Origin of the sequence: Streptomyces sp. NPDC089915, assembly GCF_040684675.1 — a bacterium.
GTDB lineage: Bacteria > Actinomycetota > Actinomycetes > Streptomycetales > Streptomycetaceae > Streptomyces.
The window spans coordinates 1-19301 of sequence record NZ_JBFBGN010000074.1 but is presented as its reverse complement, the minus strand read 5'-3'; the positions used below and the strand labels follow the sequence as shown (position 1 = coordinate 19301).

18 protein-coding genes and 1 pseudogene are annotated in these 19301 nt (G+C 75.4%); 9 read left to right on the top strand and 10 right to left on the bottom strand.

Translation table 11 applies throughout. The features are described 5' to 3' along the window. The first annotated feature begins 100 nt into the window (after positions 1-100). Both AB0O29_RS21825 and AB0O29_RS21820 read left to right on the top strand, forming a co-directional pair. On the top strand, positions 101-319 hold the full coding sequence (locus tag AB0O29_RS21825) for a hypothetical protein (protein ID WP_365153742.1): 219 nt from the start codon (positions 101-103) through the stop codon (positions 317-319). Continuing rightward, positions 316-987 (top strand): hypothetical protein, encoded by a 672-nt coding sequence (locus tag AB0O29_RS21820; RefSeq protein ID WP_365153741.1) that lies wholly within the window; start codon positions 316-318, stop codon positions 985-987. Before AB0O29_RS21825 ends, AB0O29_RS21820 begins: the two co-directional genes overlap by 4 nt. A 25-nt stretch (positions 988-1012) precedes the next feature. Here the strand turns inward: AB0O29_RS21820 and AB0O29_RS21815 are convergent, their stop codons facing one another. Together AB0O29_RS21815 and AB0O29_RS21810 are read right to left on the bottom strand one after the other, a co-directional pair. Further along, positions 1013-1591: a Uma2 family endonuclease gene (locus tag AB0O29_RS21815; protein ID WP_365153739.1), complete on the bottom strand. Its 579-nt coding sequence runs from the start codon at positions 1589-1591 to the stop codon at positions 1013-1015. Positions 1592-1751: 160 nt separating this feature from the next. Continuing rightward, positions 1752-2099 carry a protease inhibitor I9 family protein gene (locus AB0O29_RS21810; RefSeq protein ID WP_365153737.1) on the bottom strand — a complete coding sequence of 116 codons (348 nt, stop codon included), beginning with the start codon at positions 2097-2099 and terminating at the stop codon, positions 1752-1754. Positions 2100-2448: 349 nt separating this feature from the next. Here AB0O29_RS21810 and AB0O29_RS21805 point away from each other — a divergent pair, with 349 nt between their 5' ends. Beyond that, complete coding sequence (locus AB0O29_RS21805) at positions 2449-3630, top strand: S8 family serine peptidase (RefSeq protein WP_365153735.1); 1182 nt, start codon at positions 2449-2451, stop codon at positions 3628-3630. A 33-nt stretch (positions 3631-3663) separates the two neighbouring features. Here AB0O29_RS21805 and AB0O29_RS21800 read toward each other — a convergent pair whose 3' ends face one another. Continuing rightward, positions 3664-5139, bottom strand: a complete 1476-nt coding sequence (locus AB0O29_RS21800) for a PTS transporter subunit EIIC (RefSeq protein ID WP_365153734.1) — start codon at positions 5137-5139, stop codon at positions 3664-3666. 36 nt (positions 5140-5175) lie between these two features. Beyond that, a complete protein-coding gene (gene murQ / locus AB0O29_RS21795) occupies positions 5176-6102 on the bottom strand; it encodes an N-acetylmuramic acid 6-phosphate etherase (RefSeq protein ID WP_365153732.1) in 927 nt (308 codons plus the stop codon). Positions 6103-6311: 209 nt separating this feature from the next. Here murQ and AB0O29_RS21790 point away from each other — a divergent pair, with 209 nt between their 5' ends. Together AB0O29_RS21790 and AB0O29_RS21785 are read left to right on the top strand one after the other, a co-directional pair. Beyond that, positions 6312-6689, top strand: coding sequence for a hypothetical protein (locus tag AB0O29_RS21790; protein ID WP_365153730.1), 378 nt, complete (start codon positions 6312-6314; stop codon positions 6687-6689). Positions 6690-6696: 7 nt separating this feature from the next. Beyond that, positions 6697-6966 (top strand): DUF4031 domain-containing protein, encoded by a 270-nt coding sequence (locus tag AB0O29_RS21785; RefSeq protein WP_365153728.1) that lies wholly within the window; start codon positions 6697-6699, stop codon positions 6964-6966. A gap of 114 nt (positions 6967-7080) precedes the next feature. Here AB0O29_RS21785 and AB0O29_RS21780 read toward each other — a convergent pair whose 3' ends face one another. Continuing rightward, complete coding sequence (locus AB0O29_RS21780; protein WP_365153771.1) at positions 7081-8304, bottom strand: Cmx/CmrA family chloramphenicol efflux MFS transporter; 1224 nt, start codon at positions 8302-8304, stop codon at positions 7081-7083. Between the two features lie 106 nt (positions 8305-8410). Continuing rightward, positions 8411-9151: a hypothetical protein gene (locus tag AB0O29_RS21775; RefSeq protein ID WP_365153726.1), complete on the bottom strand. Its 741-nt coding sequence runs from the start codon at positions 9149-9151 to the stop codon at positions 8411-8413. Between the two features lie 109 nt (positions 9152-9260). Between AB0O29_RS21775 and AB0O29_RS21770 the strand changes: the two genes are divergently transcribed. Beyond that, positions 9261-9947, top strand: coding sequence for a copper homeostasis protein CutC (locus AB0O29_RS21770; RefSeq protein ID WP_365153724.1), 687 nt, complete (start codon positions 9261-9263; stop codon positions 9945-9947). Positions 9948-10122: 175 nt separating this feature from the next. On the opposite strand, the gene AB0O29_RS21765 is transcribed toward AB0O29_RS21770, so the two are convergent. Then, entirely contained in the window at positions 10123-12102 is a 1980-nt protein-coding gene (locus tag AB0O29_RS21765) for an AAA family ATPase (protein ID WP_365153769.1), read from the bottom strand. A 491-nt stretch (positions 12103-12593) separates the two neighbouring features. Between AB0O29_RS21765 and AB0O29_RS21760 the strand changes: the two genes are divergently transcribed. Beyond that, complete coding sequence (locus AB0O29_RS21760; protein ID WP_365153722.1) at positions 12594-12779, top strand: hypothetical protein; 186 nt, start codon at positions 12594-12596, stop codon at positions 12777-12779. Positions 12780-12846: 67 nt separating this feature from the next. Next, positions 12847-13764, top strand: a complete 918-nt coding sequence (locus AB0O29_RS21755; protein WP_365153721.1) for a glycosyltransferase family 87 protein — start codon at positions 12847-12849, stop codon at positions 13762-13764. On the opposite strand, the gene AB0O29_RS21750 is transcribed toward AB0O29_RS21755, so the two are convergent. From AB0O29_RS21750 to AB0O29_RS21740, 3 genes are all read right to left on the bottom strand, one after another. After that, positions 13730-15373 (bottom strand): DNA repair helicase XPB, encoded by a 1644-nt coding sequence (locus AB0O29_RS21750; RefSeq protein WP_365153719.1) that lies wholly within the window; start codon positions 15371-15373, stop codon positions 13730-13732. The genes AB0O29_RS21755 and AB0O29_RS21750 overlap by 35 nt on opposite strands. Positions 15374-15472: 99 nt before the next feature. Further along, complete coding sequence (locus tag AB0O29_RS21745; protein WP_365153717.1) at positions 15473-16144, bottom strand: DUF4291 domain-containing protein; 672 nt, start codon at positions 16142-16144, stop codon at positions 15473-15475. Between the two features lie 47 nt (positions 16145-16191). Continuing rightward, positions 16192-18657, bottom strand: coding sequence for a helicase C-terminal domain-containing protein (locus tag AB0O29_RS21740; RefSeq protein WP_365153715.1), 2466 nt, complete (start codon positions 18655-18657; stop codon positions 16192-16194). Between the two features lie 110 nt (positions 18658-18767). On the opposite strand from AB0O29_RS21740, the pseudogene AB0O29_RS21735 reads away from it, so the two are divergent. Beyond that, positions 18768-19301 (top strand): annotated as a pseudogene (locus AB0O29_RS21735) (hypothetical protein); the annotation flags it as partial.

The window sequence follows — 19301 nt, the reverse complement described above, 5'->3', positions numbered from 1 at the left end:
AACAGCTGCGGTTGCTGCGGTGGACCTGCTTGAAGGCTAGCCACCCCACCGCCACTCTGTGTAGAGAACCTGAATACTCAGAGTGGAAAGGTGACATGTCATGGTGCTCACGCCGAAGGAGCGGATGAGGGCGGCCGAGGAGGCCGTGCGGCAGTTGAGGGAGTCCCTGGAGGGGGTCGGGGTCACCTTCCCCTCCCTCGACGTGGACGGGGTCTCCGCCGCCGGAACCTACAGGCTCCCCCTCGTGGACCTCGGCCGCTGCAATCTGGACACCGCCCTGCGGCTGGCCGCCGTCCTGCACGAGCGGGCGGGGGCGTGAGCGACGCCGTGGACGCGGCGCAGTTCGCGTTCGAGCTCGGCTGGCGGCTGCGCGGGCTGGACGCGGCCGTGGGCGGGGGCGGCGGCTGGCGGCGCAAGGGCGCGGGGCTGTCCGTACGGGTGTGGCGGGACGGGGGTGAGGGGCCGTGGACCGCCGTCGGGGACGACGGGGAGCGGCGCGAGGCGGGGACCGCCGGGAGCGCGGACGAGGCGACCGCGCTCGTGCACGAGGCGTTCGGGCTCACGGCCTGGCGCCCGCAGCCGCCACCACCGCCGGGGTGGCACCGGTTCGTGCTGGTCCACAGGCCTGTGGACGATTTCCCGGGCCCGGACGACGCGCGCTACGCGCGGCTGCGGGCGCGGCCGCCCGAGGGGTGCGTGCCGGAGGAGGCCGGCGGGTGCTTCGCGCTGCGGTGCGAGCGGCCGGGGGCGCGGCTGCTGGACGCGGTCGCCGCGACCTGTGCGGAGGTGCGGGAGGGGTACGGGCTGCTGTTCGCCGACCTGGGGATCGCGCGGCTGGAGGAGTGGGCGGCCGACGGGAGCGACGGGTGGGGCGCGGAGGCCGTGGGGCAGCTGCTGCTGATGGCGGCCGAGCGGGGGCCGAAGCTGGGGTACTCCGTGGAGGACCTGACCGCGTTCCTGCGGGCCGCCGCCGGGGCGGGGCGGTGAGGGGCGGGTCCCGCGGCGGGTTTCGTTAGCGGGTGAAGTCCTTCAGGGACTCGGTGTTGAGGGTGATGCCGACCGGCGTGGGGATCTTGACGGTGGCCCCGTACGGGAAGGACGGGCTCTGGTGGTACCTGCCGGTGCCGGGGTCGCTGTGGACGGTCACGGCGCAGGTGTCGCGGTCGATGAGCAGGTAGACCGGGATGCCGGCGGCGGCGTACCCGTCGCGCTTCTCGTTGCGGTCGCGCCGGTCGGTGTCGGCGTCGTGGGAGGTGACCTCCAGGACCATCAGTACACCCGCCGGATCGGCCCACTCGCCCGTACCCGCGAACGTGCCGACGGGCGCCAGTACGCCGTCGGGCCGGGCTCGGCCCGAGCGGTACTTCTCGACGGCCAGCCCCCGTTCCGGGTACAGGGCCAGCTCTGGGCGCTGCTGCATGCAGTGCCGCAGTACCCACATGACGATCTCGTCGTGGTCGCCGTCAGGCACGGGCTTGACCTCAAGCTTTCCCTGGATGAACTCAAGGGTCACCGTCTCGGGCGCCGTGCGGGCGATCTGTTCGAACTCCTCGGCCGTCATCTGCGGGTGCTCGGCGAAGCTGGGGGTCATGGTGTCGCCTCCTCGACACCATGCTGCCCCGTGGGCCCACCTCCGGATCGACTGAATCGTCATGCGCGGCTCCGTTCGGGTGCGGATGCCGCACAGGCTAGGGGCATATGCCAGAGCGTGATGGCCCGATCAGGTCGCATTAGCCCGATGGGGTGAGCGCTCAGAAGGCCCCCGTCCCGGCTTCCGTGCCCGACGCCGTGCCGTCCGCCGCGACCGACGCCACGCCCGGCTCGGCGGTGAGGGCGGCGAGCTGTTCGGGGGTGAGGTGGGCCGAGAAGCCGTTCAGGGTGTGCCGGTAGACGTGGTCCGGGGTGACGCCGGCCAGGGCGGCGACGGCGGCGGGGTCGAAGCCGCGGTGCACGGTGACGATGTACGAGGGCGAGTCCGCGGCCGGTGCCGTGTGCGGGACGGGTTCGCGTACGGCAGCTGCGGTGGCGGCGGACGCCGACGGGGCCAGGGTGGCGAGGGCGGCGGCCACGGGCAGGGCCAGGCGGAGAGGGGTGCGCATGGCCCGAGGCCACCATGCGCGGCGGGGCCGGTCAACGACCTCCGGCGGTGTGGCGGGGCACGGGGGAGCGCACCGGCCGGGCGGGGGCGGGCCGTACGGGTGGACTTCGGCGGGGGTGACGGGAGCGGTGCGGGCCCTGCCGGGGCCGGGTGCGCGGCGGGGAGATTCGTTTCGGCGCAGGGATCGGAAGGGCGTCGCGGAGGGTCGGCCGGTCGGGGAGGGGGCGGCTCAAGCGGGGGGGGGGCGGCGCCGATGCAGGCGGAGGCCGCCCCGGCGCCGGGACGACGTCCGCCGGCGGGCGCGGCCGGCCGGTATCCGTTCCGCCCCCACCCCTCAGGGAGTACCCCCCATGCGCCTGCTCGCACGCGTGGCCGCCGCCGCGCTCCTCGCCGTCCCCCCGGTCGCGGCCGGTACGGCCTCCGCCGCCGGTCCGGAACCGACTCCGGTGCCGCTGCACACCTCGGCCGCCGCCATTCCGGGCCAGTACATCGTGACGCTGGAGAAGGGGGTCGACGCGGCGAAGCGGGCGAAGGACCTGGGCCTGAAGCCGACCTTCGTCTACAGCAAGGTGCTGAACGGGTTCGCGGCGCCGATGACCAAGCTCCAGCTGGAGATCGTGCGCCTGAGCTTCGGGGTGAAGTCGGTCGAGGAGGACGCGACGGCCTCCGCCCCGCCCACGCCCGTCGGCTCGAACACGATGCGGGCGCCGGCCTACTCCTGGGGCCTGGACCGCATCGACCAGCGGAACCTGCCCCTCGACAACGACTTCACCACGCAGGGCAGCGGCGCCGGCGTCACCGCGTACATCATCGACACCGGGATCGAGACCGCCCACGCCGAGTTCGGCGGCCGCGCCACCGTCGGCTTCGACGCCATCGGCGACGGGCGGAACGGACAGGACTGCAACGGCCACGGCACGCACGTCGCCGGCACGGTCGGCGGCAGTACGCACGGGGTGGCGCGCAAGGTGAACCTGGTCGCCGTCCGGGTCCTGAACTGCGAGAGCCGGGGGCCCTGGTCGGGGATCATCGCCGGGTTCGACTGGGTGGCCCGCAACGCCCGCCAGCCCGCCGTCGCCAACGCCTCCCTCGGCGGGGACTTCACCCAGGCCGTGAACGACGCCGCCAACGCCCTCTCGGACAGCGGGGTTCTCCCGGTCATCGCGGCCGGCAACAGCTCGAAGGACGCCTGCACCGTCTCTCCGGCCTCCGCGTCCCGGGTGTTCACCGTCGGCGCGACCGACCGGTACGACCAGGAGACCGACTTCTCCAACTACGGGCGCTGCCTGTCGGGCTACGCTCCCGGCCAGGACATCGTCTCCGCCAGGCTGGGCGGCGGCAGCGTCGCCATGAACGGCACGTCCATGGCGTCGCCGCACGTCGCCGGGGTCGCGGCCCTGTACAAGGCCGCGCACCCGACGGAGACCCCGCAGCAGGTCGCCACGTGGTTGTACCGGAACAGCACCAAGGACGTGGTGCGGAACCTGAGCCCGGGCTCCCCCAACAGCCTCCTGTTCACCGGCGGCCTCTGACCCGCGGCCGGGGCGGGGTGGGGCGGGGCGGGTTCAGGCGAGAGCCGGTTCCTGCGCCGCCCCGGTGCCGGGGGCCGGTGGCTGTTGTGTGACGGCTCCTGTGTTGAGGTCCGTCAGCATCTGCCGGGTGAAGCCGAAGAAGTACGTGGCCAGGAACCCCGTCACATAGCCCGTGAGCAGGCCGCCCGCGTAGACGGCCAGGGTCGTGGCCATCCCCTCGGTGCCCTCCAGCAGCGGGAACAGGGCCCAGCCCGAGGGGCCGATGGCGGTGGAGCCGAAGGCGACGCCCAGCTGGTTGAACAGGCCGATGAACGCTCCGCCCGCCGCGCCGCCGACGCAGGCGGTGACGAACGGGCGGCCCAGCGGCAGCGAGACCCCGTAGATCAGCGGCTCGCCGACGCCCAGGAGGCCGGCCGGGAGGGCGGAGCGGATGGTGGCGCGCAGCGAGCCGTTGCGGGGGAGGCGGCAGTAGACGGCCAGGGCCGCCCCGACCTGGCCGGCGCCCGCCATCGCGAGGATCGGGAGGAGGACGGTGTAGCCGTTCTGCTCGATGAGGGTGGTGTGGATGGGGATCAGGGCCTGGTGCAGGCCGAGCATCACCAGGGGGAGGAACAGGCCGCCCAGGACCATCCCGGCGACGGCGCCGCCGGTGGCGAGGAGCCGGTCGGCGAAGGTGCCGATGCCGGCGGAGACGGCCCCGGCGACGAACATCAGCCCGTACAGGGTGACCAGGCCGGGGACGAGGACGGTGAGGGTCGGGGTGACCAGGACGTCGAGGGCCTCGGGGACCCGGCGCCGGCACCAGCGCTCCACGCGGACGGCGAGGAGGGCGGCGGCGAGGGCGCCGAGGACGCCGCCCTGGCCGGGGGCGAGGTGCTGCCCGAAGGCGTCGACCTTCGCGACGCCGGGGAAGACGATCACCGCGGCGACCGCCCCGCCGAGGACGGGCGTACCGCCGAACTCCTTGGCGGTGTTGTGGCCGACGAACACGGCGATCAGGGCCATGAACCCGGAGCCGATCGCGGCCAGCGCCGGGACCAGGGCGGGGACCCAGCCGAGGTTGGCGAGGAGCCCGCCCAGGCCGGCGATGATCCCGCAGCCGATGAGGGCGGGGATCAGCGGGACGAAGACGTTCGCGATCCGGCGCAGGAACAGTTTGAACGGGGTGGCGTTGCGGGCCTTGCGGGCGTCCTTGAGGGCCGCGCCCCGGGCGGCCAGCGCCTCCGCGGTGACGGCCGGCGCCGTACGGGCTTCGGCGACGAGGGCCTCGAACTCGGGGGTGACGCGGGCGACGGCGCCCGGCCCGAGCACGATCTGGCAGGTGGCGCCGTCCTCCACCACGCCGAGGACGCCGGGGACGCCCCGCAGGGCGGTGTCGTCGACGAGGGAGCGGTCGTGCAGGCCGATCCGCAGGCGGGTCATGCAGTGCGCGACGGAGCCGATGTTGTCCGGGCCGCCGACCAGGGGCAGGATCGCGGCGGCGGTGGCGCGGTTCTTGTCAGGGGACATGTGGGGTCGCCTTGCTGTGGGGGGCGGGCCGGGGGATCAGCGGGCGGCGGCGGCGAGCGCCTCGCGCAGGTGGCCGTGGGCGGCGGTCAGCAGGCGGGCGGCGGTGGGGCCGTCCACCCCGCCGAGGAGGACGAGGACGGCGTTCTTGACCTCGCCGCCGGTGGCGGTGAGCGCGGCCTCGATCTCCGCGTCGGGCGCGCCGGTGGCCAGGGCGACGATGCGGCGGGAGCGGGCGCGCAGCTTCTCGTTGGTGGCGCGCACGTCGACCATGAGGTTCCCGTACGTCTTGCCGAGGCGGATCATCGTGACCGTCGAGATCAGGTTCAGGACGAGCTTCTGCGCGGTGCCGGCCTTGAGCCGGGTGGATCCGGTGAGCAGCTCGGGGCCGACGACCACCTCGATGCCGTGCTCGGCGGCCGCGGCGAGGGCGGATCCGGCGTTGCAGGACAGTCCGACGGTGAGCGCGCCGCGGGTGCGGGCGAACTCGACGGCGCCGATCGCGTACGGGGTGCGGCCGGAGGCGGAGACGCCGACGACGGTGTCGTCGGCGGTCAGGGCGAGGGCGGCGAGGTCCTCGGCGGCCAGTTCCGGGGAGTCCTCGGCGCCCTCGACGGCCTTGACCATGGCGCCGGGGCCGCCCGCGATCAGGCCGATGACCTGGGAGGGGTCGGTGTTGAAGGTGGGTGGGCACTCGCTGGCGTCGAGGACGCCGAGCCGGCCGGCGGTGCCGGCGCCGGCGTAGAGGAGGCGGCCGCCGCGGGCCATCCGTTCGGCGATGGCGTCGACGGCGGCGGCGATCTGCTCCAGCCGGGCGGCGACGGCGGCCGGGACGGTGGCGTCCTCGGCGTTCATCAGCCGGGCGATCTCCAGGGTGGGGAGCCGGTCGATCTCCGCCAGCTCGGGGCGGAAGGCCTCGGTGGTGAGGGCGTCGAGCTGGGCGCGGAGGTCGGCGTACGCGGTCATGGCGGGCTCCTGCGGGCGGGGCTCGGGGGCGGGCGCGGGGGTGGTGCGGTGGCGGCTCGGGGGCGGGCGCGGGGGTGGTGCGGTGGCGGCTCGGGGGCTTTCCGGTGCGAGCCATGGTGGCACCGGCGGGGGCCGGGGGGCGGTGCGCCGGGCCGGGTGCGGGGGGCATCCCCTCCCCTTTTCGGGCGGGGAGGGGTCAAAATGAGCCCATGGACCACGCGACCCCCCTGGAACAGGCGCTTCATGTCGCCCGTGCTCTGGTTCTCGCCGATCTCGCCGCGGGTGAGGTCGCCGATGCCGATGTCGTCTCCCTCGTCGAGGACTCGGTCACGCACCGCCGGTGGTGGGTGGAGCAGTGGCCGGAGGGCGTCGACTACCTCGCCGGACTCGTCGCGCAGGACGTGAAGGACGCCCTGCTGGAGAAGTACGGGCGCTGGCCGCTGTGCCCCGTGTGCGAACACGGGGAGCCGCACGCGCTGGACGTGGAGCCGGAGCTGGGCCCCGATCCGCACTGGGTGTGCTCGGAGGCCGGAGTGAAAGTGGCGGCGGTGGGCGGTCTCGGCCCCGTCTTCCACCCGGGCCGGTGAGCCGCCGGTGACGGTGTACATCGACCCCCCGGTGTGGCCGGGGCACGGCCGCCTGTGGTCGCACATGGTCAGCGACGTCTCGTACGAGGAGCTGCACGCCTTCGCGGCGGCCATCGGCTGCCCGCCGCGCGCCTTCGAACGCGACCACTACGACGTCCCGTCCCACCGCTACGCGGACGCGGTGGGGGCGGGGGCGGTGGAGATAGGCAGCAAGGAACTGGTCCGCCGCCTGACGGACGCGGGGCTGCGGCGGCCGAAGGGGCGGCCGGCGGCGTAGCGGGGTGCCGGGTGCCGCATCCAGCCCGCGCGGCGATTGAGCGCAACGGGGTCCGGGGCTCGCCCCGGGGAACGGTGGAAGGGCGGGTAGGGGACCAGCCCGCGCAGCCCCCCGCTACCGGCCCGCCGGTTCCGTTTCGGTCTGGGCCGGTGCGGCGTCCGAGCGGGTCACCAGGCGGGTCGCGACCGCCCCCGTGCGGCGGTCGATGCGGAGGGCGATCAGGGTCAGGGCGATCGCGGTGACGGTCATGGCCGCGCCCGCCCAGGCGGTGGCGGTGTAGCCGTGGCCCGCGTCGATGACCGTGCCGCCGAGCCAGGGGCCGCCGGTGTTGCCGAGGTTGAACGCGGCGGTGGTGGTGGCTCCGGCGAGGGTGGGGGCGGCGCCGGCGACGTTGAACATGCGGGCGTTGAGCGCCGGGGCGGTGAAGAACGCCGAGACGCCGAGCAGGAAGGACAGGGCGACGGCCGCCACCTGGGCCGAGGCCAGCAGGGCGAGGGCCGTGAGGAAGACGGTGGAGGCGGTGATGCCCCAGATCATCACCGTGAAGAGGCGGCCGTCGGCGATCCGGCCGCCGACGGTGGTGCCGACCAGCGCGCCGACGCCGAAGAGGGCGAGGACCCACGGCACCCAGCCCGAGTCCAGTCCGGCCACGTCCGTGAGCAGCGGCGACAGGTAGCTGAAGGCGCAGAACACGCCGCCCGCGGCGAGCGCGGTGACGGCGACGGCCAGCCAGACCTGGCGGTCCGCGTAGATGCGGAGCTCGCGGCGCAGGCGGGGCTTCTCGGCGGGGAGCGGGATCTTCGGGATGAGCGCCAGGATGCCGGCGAGGGCGATGGCGGAGGCGGCGCCGACGGACCAGAACGCGGAGCGCCAGCCGAGCTGCTCGCCGAGGAAGGCGCCGGCGGGGACGCCGAGGACGTTGGCGATGGAGAGGCCGCCGATCATGACGGACATGGCGCGGGCGCGCTGGTCCTTGCCGACCATGGCGATGGCGACGGCCGCGCCGACGGCCCAGAACCCGGCGCAGGCGAAGGCGGAGACGACGCGGGAGGCGAAGAGGAACCCGTAGGAGGGGGCGAGCGCGCCCGCGACCTGGCCGAGGCCGAAGAGGCTGATGAGCGTGATGAGGGTGGTGCGGCGCGGGAGGCGCAGGGTGGCGACGGCCAGCAGCGGCGCCCCGATGACCATGCCGATCGCGAAGGCGGATATGAGCAGGCCCGCCTGCGGGATGGAGACGTCCATGTCCTCGGCGATGGGCGGCAGGAGCCCGGACAGCATGAACTCGCTGGTGCCGAGTGCGAAGACGGACAGGCCGAGGACGTACACGGCGACGGGCATGCGGGACGGGGCGTTCGCTGAGGCTGCGGGCATGTTCCTCACGAACCGGAATGAAGCGGGGCGCATTCCCGGCGGCGCGTGGGGTGTGTCAGGTCAGGGTGTCGGGTCAGCTCGTCAGGGTGTCGAGTTCGGCGGCGAGGTTGCGGCGGGCGGGGGCCTCCCAGTGGGCGGCGCCGTACGGGGTGCGGAAGAGCCGGGGGAGGGCGAGGAGCTGGCGCAGGACGGCGGCGCGGCCGGTGCGGAAGGCCTCGTCCGGGACGAAGGCGTACTCGGCGCGGACGGCGGCGGTGTAGGCGGCGTAGGCGCCGGGGTGGTCGGGGAGGCCGGGGTGGTCGGCGTCTTCGGGGCGGCCTGCCAGGACGGCTAGGTCGGCGTCGCAGAGGGCCTCGCCGTTGGTGTCGCCGGGGGCGGGGTCGTGGGTGACGGTGAGCCGGACCAGGCGGGCGACCTCGGCGGTGCGGGCGGCGTCGACGCCGAGCTCGGGGAGGGCGCGCTCGGCGAGGGCGGCGCTGCGCTCCTCGTTCTCGGAGCGGTCGGGGCGGTAGACGGCGTCGTGGAACCAGGCGGCCAGCTCGACGGCGGTGGGGTCGGCGGCGTGCGGGGCGAGGACGTCGACGCGTGCGAGGACGTCGGCCAGGTGGGCGGTGGTGTGGTACCGGCGCTGGGGCTCCGCCCAGGCGGTGAGGAGGCGCTCGGCGTAGGGGGCGGGGTCCCGGTCGGCCCCGGCCGCGGCGGCGGTGACCGCCCAGCGGCGGCGCAGGGCGTCGGTGTCCGGGCCGGGGTGCGGGCCGGGGTGCGTGTCGGGGTTCGCGTCGGGGTTCGTGCCGGTGCCCGTGTGGGTGTCCATGCGGACATTGTGCGGGTGGCGTGATGGTGCTGGTGGTGGGTGGGCCGGGGCCCGTACCCTGGATATTGGACTAGACCTATTTTCCCTATGTTCCGAAGGATGGGATCACATGAGCAACCGTGCGCTCCTGGAGGTGATCGCCCTCGACGCGGAGGACGCGGTCGCCGCCCAGGCGGGTGGGGCGGACCGACTGGAACTGGTCACCGACATGGCCGCCGACGGGCTCACCCCGTCGCGCGAGACCTTCGCGGCGATCCGCTCCTCGGTCGACATCCCGCTGCGCGTGATGCTCCGTCTGACGGACGGGTTCGCGGCGGGTGACGTCGACGCGCTGGCCCGGGCGGCGCGGGGGCTGCGGGCGGAGGGGGCGGAGGAGTTCGTCCTCGGGTTCCTGCACCCGGACGGCGGCCCCGACCTCGCGGCGGTCGAGGCGGTCCTGGCGGAGCTGGACGGCTGCCGCTGGACCTTCCACCGGGCCATCGACCGTGCGGCGGACCGGGACGGTCTGCGCAAGGCGCTGGCCGACCTGCCCGGGCTGGACACGTACCTGACGGCGGGCTCGGCGGCCGGGGTCCCCGAGGGGCTCCCGGTCCTGCTGGCGGAGGCCGCGCGGCGGGGGGAGCCGGGGTACGGGCCGCGGATCCTCGTCGGGGGCGGGCTGACGCTGTCGCACGTACCGGTGCTGCGGGCCGCGGGGATCGACGGCTTCCACATCGGCGGCGCGGCGCGGCCCTCGGGGTGGGACCGGCCGGTGTCGGCGGCGGCCGTCTCGGAGTGGCGGGCGGCGCTGGGGTAGGGGTTTCTCCCCGCCCCGCCCTTTCTCCGTTTCCCGGGGCTCCGCCCCGGACCCCGTACGTGCGCTGCGCGCCCGTGCGCTCAAACTCCCCCAGCTACCGCTGGGAGGTGCCCCCTGCGCGGGCTGGAATTTCGCTGCGCGAAATCCAGCCCCGCCAGGAGGTCCCGCCCGGGGGCTACGCCAGGGCCGTCGGGAGGGGGGCCGCGTGGTGGGTCGTGAGGCCTGAGACGGCTCGGGTGAGGCAGACGTACAGGCGCCGCAGCCCCGTGCGTTCGTCCGGCTCGCCGTCCACCACCGCCGCCGGCTCGTCCAGCACGACGTAGTCGTACTCCAGGCCCTTGGCCAGCGACGCCGGAACCAGCGTCAGCCGGGACTCCGCCGTCGTCTCCTCGCCGGGCGCCAGGTAGGCCAGCCCCGCCGCGCCCAGCGCCTCCGCCAGCACCGGGATCCGCGCGTCGGCCGCGATCAGCCCGACCGAGCCCTCGTACGCGAGGAAGTCCCGGCACGCGCCGACCACGTCCGCCACCAGCTCCTCCGGCGCCGAGGCGGACACCGTCAGCGAACCCGGCGTCTCACGCACCGACGACACCGCCGCCAGCCCCGGCGAGATCTCCGGCAGCAGCCGCGAGGCGTACGCGATCACCTCGCGCGGCACGCGGAAGCCCGCCGTCAGCTCCTCCAGCACCGCCTCCGGCTTCCCCAGGTGCTCCAGCGCCTCGGCCCAGCTGCGCGTGGCCCACGGCGTCGTGCCCTGCGCGAGGTCGCCCAGGACCGTCGCCGAACCCGTCGTGCAGCGGCGGCCCACCGCCCGGTACTGCATCGGGGACAGGTCCTGCGCCTCGTCGACGACGACGTGTCCGAGCGAATGCGTGCGCTCGACCAGGTCCGCGGCCTCGTCGATGAGGACCAGGTCCGCCGCCGACCACTTCGCCGACCTCACGCTCCGGAACGGCTTCGGCCACAGCAGCAGCTTCTGCTCCTCCTCCGTGAGCACCCCTTCGGCGTGCACCGCCAGGAACTCGGCGTCCGACAGCAGCCGCAGCACCAGCTTCGCCGGTTCGATCAGCGGCCAGACCGCCTTGACCGCCGCCTTCACCGCCGCGTTGCGGGCCACCGCGTCCTGCACCCGGTCGTCCGGCGCCTCGCCCGCCTGCTCCATGCGGACGAGGACGGCGTGCGCGATCCGCTGCGGCAGCGCGTCGCGGGCGGCGCCGTAGCGGATGTCGCGGTTCTGGAGCTCGGTGACGATCTCCTCCAGCTCGTACGCCGGCACCCGCCAGCGGCGCGAGCCGCGGACCACCATCAGCGGCTCGGCGGGCGCGGTGACGTGCGAGCGGACGGCGCGGCGCAGCACCTCCGCCATCCGGGCGTCGCCCTTGACGACGGCGGTCGCGGCGGCGTCGGTGCCGCGCACCTCCAGGCCGGGGCGGGCGACGAGGTCGTCGACGGTGGCCTGCTGCACCTCCAGCTCGCCCAGGGCCGGCAGGACCTGCTCGATGTAGTGCAGGAAGGAACGGTTCGGCCCGATGACGAGCGTGCCGGTGCGGGCGAGCCGCTCGCGGTGCGCGTACAGCAGGTACGCGACCCGGTGCAGGCCGACGGCCGTCTTCCCGGTGCCGGGGCCGCCCTGGACGCACACCGAACCGGACAGGCCGGAGCGGACGATCTCGTCCTGCTCGGGCTGGATCGTCGCGACGATGTCGCGCATCGGGCCGACGCGGGGGCGCTCGATCTCCTGCTGGAGCAGCTTGCTGACGGCCGCGGCCTCGGCGGGGTCGGAGAGGTGCTCGTCCTCGTACGCGGTGAGGTCGCCGCCGGTGTACCCGAAGCGGCGGCGCAGGGCGATGTCCTGCGGGTCGGCCTTGGAGGCGCGGTAGAACGGCTGCGACACGGGGGCGCGCCAGTCGATCACCATCGGGTCGCCGTCGGCGTCGTGGACGTGGCGGCGGCCGATGTAGAACTGCTCGCCGCCCGCCCCCTCGGCGAGGTCGGCGCCCGGGGCGTGGAGGTAGTCGAGGCGGCCGAAGAACAGGGGGGTGTGGGCGAGGTCGGCCAGGGCCTTGATGCGGTCGTCGATCTGCGCCTGGAGGACGGCGGCGTTGACCCAGTTCGCGGTGACGTCGCGGATGTCGAGGGCCTCGACGTCCTCGCGCATCGCGCGCAGGGCGGCCCGGGAGGCGGCCAGGTGGGAGCGCTCGCGGCCGAGGAGGCCGGCGGTGTCGGCCGCGGTGTCGGCCGCGGCGTCGGCTGCGCTGGCCGGGGCGGCGGGCGCGGGCGATGCCTCGTCGGGCGTGGCGGCGTCGTCGGGCGTGGTGTCGGGGGCGTGCGCGGGCACGGGACTGCCTCCAGCGGCTTCGGTGCGGAACAGAAACCCACCGGTTTCCGTCCGGCGGGCGGCTCTCCCCGGTACGGCGGCGGGAGGCGGCAAGAGCGGAGATTGTAGTCAGCGGGCCGGGCCGGCGCGAATGGATTTACGCGGCGGAGGTCCCGGGCCGCCGGTACCCCCGAACGGGTGTCGTACCCCGGGGTGTCAGACCTTCGGCAGAGCCCTAGGGGAGGCCATGGGACGTGAGGAGGACTCCGGGGCCCGTGAAGTTGGCTCTCCAGGCCGATGTGCGGGACCCGGCGAGAACGCACCATGGATACATGAGCACCGCAACCTTCACTCCGATCCAGGGCGGCCGCCCGAGCGGCGCCACCGCCACCACCTCCGACCACCCCCGCCACCGCGTCGGCGACGCCCTGCGCGCCGTGAAGGTCTTCGCGGCCGCAGTCGTGAGCGTCGCCGTCCTCGGCGAGTACGCCGAGGACGCGGGCGTCATACGTCGCTGACCTGCGGACACGGGCGTGTGGCCTGATCCCGGCGGAGGCCGTTCGCTGATCCACTAGGGTCACGCGCGTGACCCGCAGCCCCGATTCCGACCGCTCGCCGTCGCCCCTCGCCGGCATGCTGGTCACGGGGGCGCTCCTCACCCTCGGCGTCCTGTGCGTCGCCCTGCGCGTCCCGACCGCCGACGCCTGGCTCAGCGGCTTCTGCGCCGCCGACTGGCATCCCCCCGCCGGCTATCCGCCGTTCGCCGCGATCCTCCTCACCCCCGCGTCCTGGCTGCCCGCCGGCGTGCTCAAGGCCGTCCTCGTCCTCGGGAACGGCGGCCTGCTCGCCCTGCTGGTCCTGCTCTCCTGCCGCCTCGCGGGGGTACGGGCCCGGCCGGGCCCCGTCGTGGCCGCCACCATCGCGGGGCTGTGGCTGGAGCCGCTGTTCCAGAGCCCGCTGCCCGGACAGATCAACCTGGCCCTGGCCTGCCTGGCCCTGTGGGACCTCGGCCGGCCGCGCGCCGCCCTCGGCAGGGGCTTCGCGCTGGGCACGGCCGCCGGGATCACCCTGACCCCGGCGGTGTTCATCCCGTACCTGCTGCTCACCGGCCGGGTCCGGGCCGGCCTCACCGCCCTGGCCGGCCTCACCGGCACCGCCCTGCTCGGCGCGCTGGTCCTGCCCGAGGCCTCCGCCGACTTCTGGGCGCACCTGCCGCCGGCGGCGGGCGGGGCGCCGCTGCTGCACTGGCGGCACCTGTGGGTGTGGGCCGTCCCGCCGCTCACCGCGCTCACGGTCAGAGCGGCCGCCGCCCTCCGCCGCCGCCCCGGGGCGGGAGCCGGAGCCGGCGCGGGAGCCGGACCCGGCCCCGCCACGACGGCCCGGATCCCCGCCCCGAGGTCACCCCTGGGGCGGGAGGGCGCGGTCGAGTCCGACGGGGCCGGGTCCGGCGGGGCCGGGTCCGGGCAGGTCAGTCACCCGCCAGCAGCTCGTCCGCGTCCATGATCCGGTACGCGTACCCCTGCTCCGCCAGGAAGCGCTGGCGGTGGGCGGCGAAGTCCTGGTCGATCGTGTCGCGCGCCACGACCGAGTAGAACCGCGCCTCGTGCCCGTCCGCCTTCGGCCGCAGCACCCGGCCCAGGCGCTGCGCCTCCTCCTGCCGGGACCCGAAGGTGCCCGACACCTGGATGGCGACGGTGGCCTCGGGCAGGTCGATGGAGAAGTTCGCGACCTTCGACACCACCAGCACGTTGATCTCGCCCTCGCGGAAGGCGTCGAAGAGCTTCTCGCGCTGCGCGTTGGAGGTCTCGCCCTTGATGACGGGCGCGTCCAGGTGCTCGCCCAGCTCGTCCAGCTGGTCGATGTACTGGCCGATGACCAGCGTCTGCTCCCCCTGGTGCTTGCGCACCAGCGCCTCGGTGACCTTCCGCTTCGTCGCGGTCGTCGCGCAGAAGCGGTACTTCTCCTCGGTCTCGGCCGTCGCGTACGCCAGCCGCTCCGACTCGGTCAGGTTCACCCGGACCTCGACGCAGTCGGCGGGCGCGATGTAGCCCTGCGCCTCGATCTCCTTCCACGGCGCGTCGAACCGCTTCGGCCCGATCAGGGAGAACACGTCCGACTCCCGGCCGTCCTCGCGCACCAGGGTCGCCGTCAGCCCGAGCCGGCGGCGGGCCTGGAGATCGGCGGTGAACTTGAACACGGGAGCCGGCAGCAGGTGCACCTCGTCGTAGAGGATCAGCCCCCAGTCCCGCGAGTCGAACAGCTCCAGGTGCGGGTAGACGCCCTTCCGCTTGGTCGTGAGGACCTGGTAGGTGGCGATCGTGACGGGCCGGATCTCCTTGCGCGTCCCCGAGTACTCGCCGATCTCCTCCTCCGTCAGCGAGGTCCGCTTCACCAGCTCGTGCTTCCACTGCCGCGCCGAGACGGTGTTCGTCACCAGGATCAGCGTCGTCGCCTTGGCCTTCGCCATCGCCCCGGCCCCGACCAGCGTCTTGCCCGCGCCGCACGGCAGCACGACCACGCCCGACCCGCCGTGCCAGAACCCCTCGACGGCCTGCGCCTGGTAGGGCCGCAGCGCCCAGCCGTTCTCCTCCAGCTCGATCGGGTGCGCCTCGCCGTCCACGTAGCCGGCGAGGTCCTCGGCCGGCCAGCCCAGCTTCAGCAGCGTCTGCTTGATCTGCCCGCGCTCCGACGGGTGCACGGCCACCGTGTCGGCGTCGATCCGCGCCCCGACCAGCGGGGTGATCCGCTTCGACCGCAGGATCTCCTCCAGCACGGGCCGGTCCGTGCTGGTCAGCACCAGCCCGTGGACGGGGTGCTTGGAGAGGGTGAGCCGCCCGTAGCGGGCCATCGTCTCGGCCACGTCGACGAGCAGCGCGTGCGGGACGGGATAGCGGGAGAACTCCACGAGCGCGTCGACGACCTGCTCGGCGTCGTGCCCCGCCGCCCGGGCGTTCCACAGCCCCAGCGGGGTGATCCGGTAGGTGTGGATGTGCTCGGGCGCCCGCTCCAGCTCGGCGAAGGGGGCGATGGCCCGGCGCGCGGCACCGGAGAGCTCGTGGTCGATCTCCAGGAGGAGGGTTTTGTCGCTCTGGACGATGAGGGGCCCGTTCACACCTGTCCCTTTCCGGCGGGGTGGCGGCCGCCCGGACGCGGGCGGCCAAACCTCCAGTCTGCCGCATCCCGCCGCAGGTGTGGGGGTCCTGCCGGGCCGTTACGCGTCGAGGTGGGGCAGCGGGCCCGACGGGTACGGGGTCTCCGGCGGGAGCAGGGCGCGGGCCGCGTCGGTGTCGCCGGCGCGCAGCAGGGCGTGGATCTCGCGGACCAGCGGGGTGACGTCGCGGATGGCCACCGTCCACTCGTCGGCGTACGCCCGCGACGCCGGGCCCGACAGGCCCAGCTGGAGGGACCGGTGGGGCAGCGGGTTCAGGTGCGGGTCGCGCTCGGGGTCCCACTGGGCGCGGACCGGGGAGCGGGACAGGGTCCGCTTCCAGTCGGCGCGGTCCGTGTGCACGCGCGGCGCGTAATGGGACAGGCAGGCCTCCGCCAGGGCCCCGTCGAAGCCCTCGCGGCTGATCTCCACGGCCAGCACGGTCTCCTGGCCCTCCTTCGCGGCCCAGCCGCAGCGGTACATCATCCACAGGAACGAGGGCTTGATCCACGTCATCCGGTCCCGCTTCCAGGCCGGCGGGAAGCGGCCGTCGCGGGCCGCCGGGAGGCCGAGGGCGGGGGAGTACGCCTGGTACACCGTCAGGGTGTCGGCGGTGTGCGCGGCGCGGATCTGGCGCGCGGGCGTGCCCGGGGTGCGCGGGGTGCCCGGGGCGGCCGGGGTATGCGGGGCGTCGGGGATCTGCGGGGTCTGAGGGGCGTGAGCGGTTTCCTGCATGGGCCCAGGGTGCGGGCCGCGCACCCCGCCCCGCCAGGCGATTTCCCCTAGACCTGGTCCTCCGCCAGCTCCGCGACCCCCGTGATCCGGTGCAGGGCGTACGTGCGGACCTCGTCCGCCGTGTGGTCGTAGCCGGTGACGAAGCCGCCCTCCACCCGCACCGGGGCGATGACCCGCTGGCTCGCCGCGCCCTCCGCGTTGACGTAGCCGATCCACACCGCCGACCCCGTCAGCGCCGCCGCCTGCACCGTCGCCAGGGTCTCCGCCGCGCTCGTGCGGGGCAGCTCGCCCGGCGCCGGCGCGGCCGACTGCCCGGCCGGCTCCTTGCGGACCGCCGTCGCCGCCAGGTCACCCGCCCGGACCGCCCGCACGGCCGCTGCCAGCAGCGTCGCGTCCGGCACCGGCGGCCCGTCCGGCACCGGGACCGGCGCCGTGCGCTCCGGGGTGCGGTACGCGGCCGCCCGCGCCACCAGCACGTCGCCCGTACGGGATTCCGCCGCCGGGGCGTAGCCCATCGCCCGCAGCCCGTCGAGCAGCGCACCGGGCTCCGCCTGCGCCGCCAGCACCGTCGGCGCGAGCCGGCGCAGCCCCAGGCCCGCCGAGCGCTTGTCGGCCAGGATCTCACCCAGCATGGCGTCGTCGTCGCAGCGCACGTACGAGGAGGCCGCGCCGACCCGCAGGTGCCCGTGCCGCCGGGCCACGTCGTCGATCAGGTACGCCAGCGGCTGCGGCACCGGGGTGCGGCTGTGCTCGGCGAGGAAGGCGTGCAGGTCGGAGGCGGTCTGCCCGGAGTCCAGGGCCCGGCGCACCGAGCCCGGCGTGAACCGGTACACCGTCGCCCCGCCCTTGGACTCCACGTCCGCCAGCACCGCCAGCACGTCGCCCAGCGGCCGGCGCAGCGGGCCCGGCGCCACCGCCGTCAGGTCGGCCTGGAGCAGCACGTGGTCCACCGGCTCCGGCAGCTGCGGCGCCAGCAGCGGCGCCGGGTCGCGGCCCTCTAGCAGGGCCCGGCCGAACGCGCTGAGCGCGCCCCGGCCGGTGACGCCCAGCACCTCCGCGTCGTGCAGGGTCCACTGCGCGAGCCGGGTGCGCAGGTCGCTCGTCCCGCGCTCCGGCCGCTCCCACGCGAGCCGCTCCAGCAGCGCCTCCGGGTCGGGCGCGCCGCCCTCGGGCAGCGCGGCGAGGAGTTCCAGGACCCGGCGGCGCACCTCCGGCGCGGGCGAGCGGTCCAGTTCGGGGCCGAGCGCCGCCAGGGTGCGGCCCTTGGCGTCCTGCTCGCCGACCATCCCGGCCGTACGGGTGGCGGCCAGCCAGGCCGAGGCCAGCGCCGACCAGCGTTCGGCGGGGGGAAGTTCGCACCAGTCGTCGAAGGCGGGGGTCGGCGCGTACCGCTCGTCGGCCTCGCCGTCGCTGGCCAGCAGCCCGGCCGCGTAGCCGAGTTCGATCCAGAACGCGGCCGCCTGCTCGGTGGTGTCCAGGGCCGCCGCCGCCCGCTTGAGGTCGCGCACGGCCAGCCCGCCCGCCCGCAGCACCAGCGGACCGGTGTGCTCCCAGGACTTCACCAGCTCCTCGACGGTGGCCAGCGCGGCCAGCGCCTGCCCGGCCGCGTTCGCGTCCACAAGCTGTGGACGGTGCTCGCGGTGCGCGCCCACCGGCGGCGCCACCGGCGCCGTCGCCCGGTGCGCGAGCCCGCCGCGCAGGTGCAGCGCCACCTCGCGCGGCAGTACGACGGTGCGCGCCGAGGCCGGCAGCAGCAGCCCCCGGTCCCGCAGCCAGCGCACGGGCGGCGCCGGGTTCGGGGTCACCTCCCCGTACGGCGGCCCCCACACGAGCCGCCCCAGCACCTGGTGCGCCTCCGCCGGCGCCTCGTCCAGCAGCGCCGACATCCGCTCCGGGTCGGTGAACAGCCCGGTCAGCGCGGCCACCGCCGACACCGGGTCGTGCGTGGCCGGCAGCCCCGCCGCCGCCACGATCTCCTGCACCCGGGTCGGCGACATCCCCGCCGTGGCCTCCGCGACGGTCGGCCCCAGCCCCGTCGGGGAGGGCCGCTGCGCGGACGGGGCGAGCAGCTCCCGGGCGGTGCGCACCAGGCGCAGCCGCTCGTCGTCCCCCCACACCAGGGCCTGGTCGCGCAGCGTCCGCAGGGCCCGGGGGAGGGCGTCGCGGGCCGCGGCGTCCCGCGCGTCCTCACCGCCCGAACCGGCGAGGAGCTCCTCCAGCACCGGGTACGGGCAGGGGTCCGGGGCCACCGCGAGGGCCTCGGCCGTCTGGAGGGCGAAGCGGTCGAGGCGGTCCAGGGCGCGCACCACCGAGGCCCGGGTGCCGGCCCGGGTCGCCAGCTGGGTGACGTCGCCGGGCACCGGGTTCAGCAGGTCGGGGCGGGCGTGCAGCAGCGCGGCGAGCGCGGCGTCGTCGCGGGCGCGGAGCGCCTCGGCGAGGGAGCGCGGAGGGGCTGCGGTGGTGCTTCCGGGCGTACGTCCCGTCGTGCTTCCCTGCGGACTTCCCTCGGGCACGGTGCTCGCCTCCTGGTCACGTCGGCCGGTCGTCGGCCGGTCCCCATCCGGGCAACGGTATCCGTTGCGCCGACGACCGCTCCACGCGTGCACGCGCTACCTTCTGGGGCGTGGGGATCGAGAGCGACCATCTGGTCTACGAATACCTGAGCCGGGTCGGGGACTTGGCCCAGCAGCGGCAGTTGTCGTCGGGGGACCGGATACGGCTGGTGTCGGGGCTGCGGGACGAGATCGACCGGCGGCGCGCCCGGTTCGAGCCGGAGACGCCGGAGGCGGTACGGGCCGTCCTGCAGCGGCTCGGCACACCGGAGGAGGTCCTGGACGCGGCGGCCCGGGCCACCGCCGCGTCGGCGCCGGCGCCCGCCGCGCCGGCCGCCGGACCGGTCTCGGTACCGGTCCAGCGCGGCAACCGGCGGCGGCCGGGCGGGAAGTCCGCTCCGGCGCCGGAGCCGCGGAACGTGCCGCCGCACCTGGCGGGCCTCGACGAACTCGGCGCCGCCGCCTCCGGCGACGGCGAACCCGACTGGTGGCGGCTGCCGTCCACGGGCCGGGGGCCGCAGGTCGAGGGCTTCGCGGGCGGCATCGAGATCCCGGAACTGCTGGGCCTCCCGGACGAGGAGGAGCCCGAGGCCGCCGCGTCCCCC

Coding starts and splice junctions, on each gene's coding strand:
- AB0O29_RS21825 (WP_365153742.1), top strand. CDS start 101: ATGGTGCTCACGCCGAAGGAGCGGATGAGGGCGGCCGAGGAGGCCGTG.
- AB0O29_RS21815 (WP_365153739.1), bottom strand. CDS start 1,591: ATGACCCCCAGCTTCGCCGAGCACCCGCAGATGACGGCCGAGGAGTTC.
- AB0O29_RS21810 (WP_365153737.1), bottom strand. CDS start 2,099: ATGCGCACCCCTCTCCGCCTGGCCCTGCCCGTGGCCGCCGCCCTCGCC.
- AB0O29_RS21805 (WP_365153735.1), top strand. CDS start 2,449: ATGCGCCTGCTCGCACGCGTGGCCGCCGCCGCGCTCCTCGCCGTCCCC.
- AB0O29_RS21800 (WP_365153734.1), bottom strand. CDS start 5,139: ATGTCCCCTGACAAGAACCGCGCCACCGCCGCCGCGATCCTGCCCCTG.
- murQ (WP_365153732.1), bottom strand. CDS start 6,102: ATGACCGCGTACGCCGACCTCCGCGCCCAGCTCGACGCCCTCACCACC.
- AB0O29_RS21790 (WP_365153730.1), top strand. CDS start 6,312: ATGGACCACGCGACCCCCCTGGAACAGGCGCTTCATGTCGCCCGTGCT.
- AB0O29_RS21780 (WP_365153771.1), bottom strand. CDS start 8,304: ATGCCCGTCGCCGTGTACGTCCTCGGCCTGTCCGTCTTCGCACTCGGC.
- AB0O29_RS21775 (WP_365153726.1), bottom strand. CDS start 9,151: ATGGACACCCACACGGGCACCGGCACGAACCCCGACGCGAACCCCGAC.
- AB0O29_RS21770 (WP_365153724.1), top strand. CDS start 9,261: ATGAGCAACCGTGCGCTCCTGGAGGTGATCGCCCTCGACGCGGAGGAC.
- AB0O29_RS21765 (WP_365153769.1), bottom strand. CDS start 12,102: ATGCGCGAGGACGTCGAGGCCCTCGACATCCGCGACGTCACCGCGAAC.
- AB0O29_RS21760 (WP_365153722.1), top strand. CDS start 12,594: ATGAGCACCGCAACCTTCACTCCGATCCAGGGCGGCCGCCCGAGCGGC.
- AB0O29_RS21745 (WP_365153717.1), bottom strand. CDS start 16,144: ATGCAGGAAACCGCTCACGCCCCTCAGACCCCGCAGATCCCCGACGCC.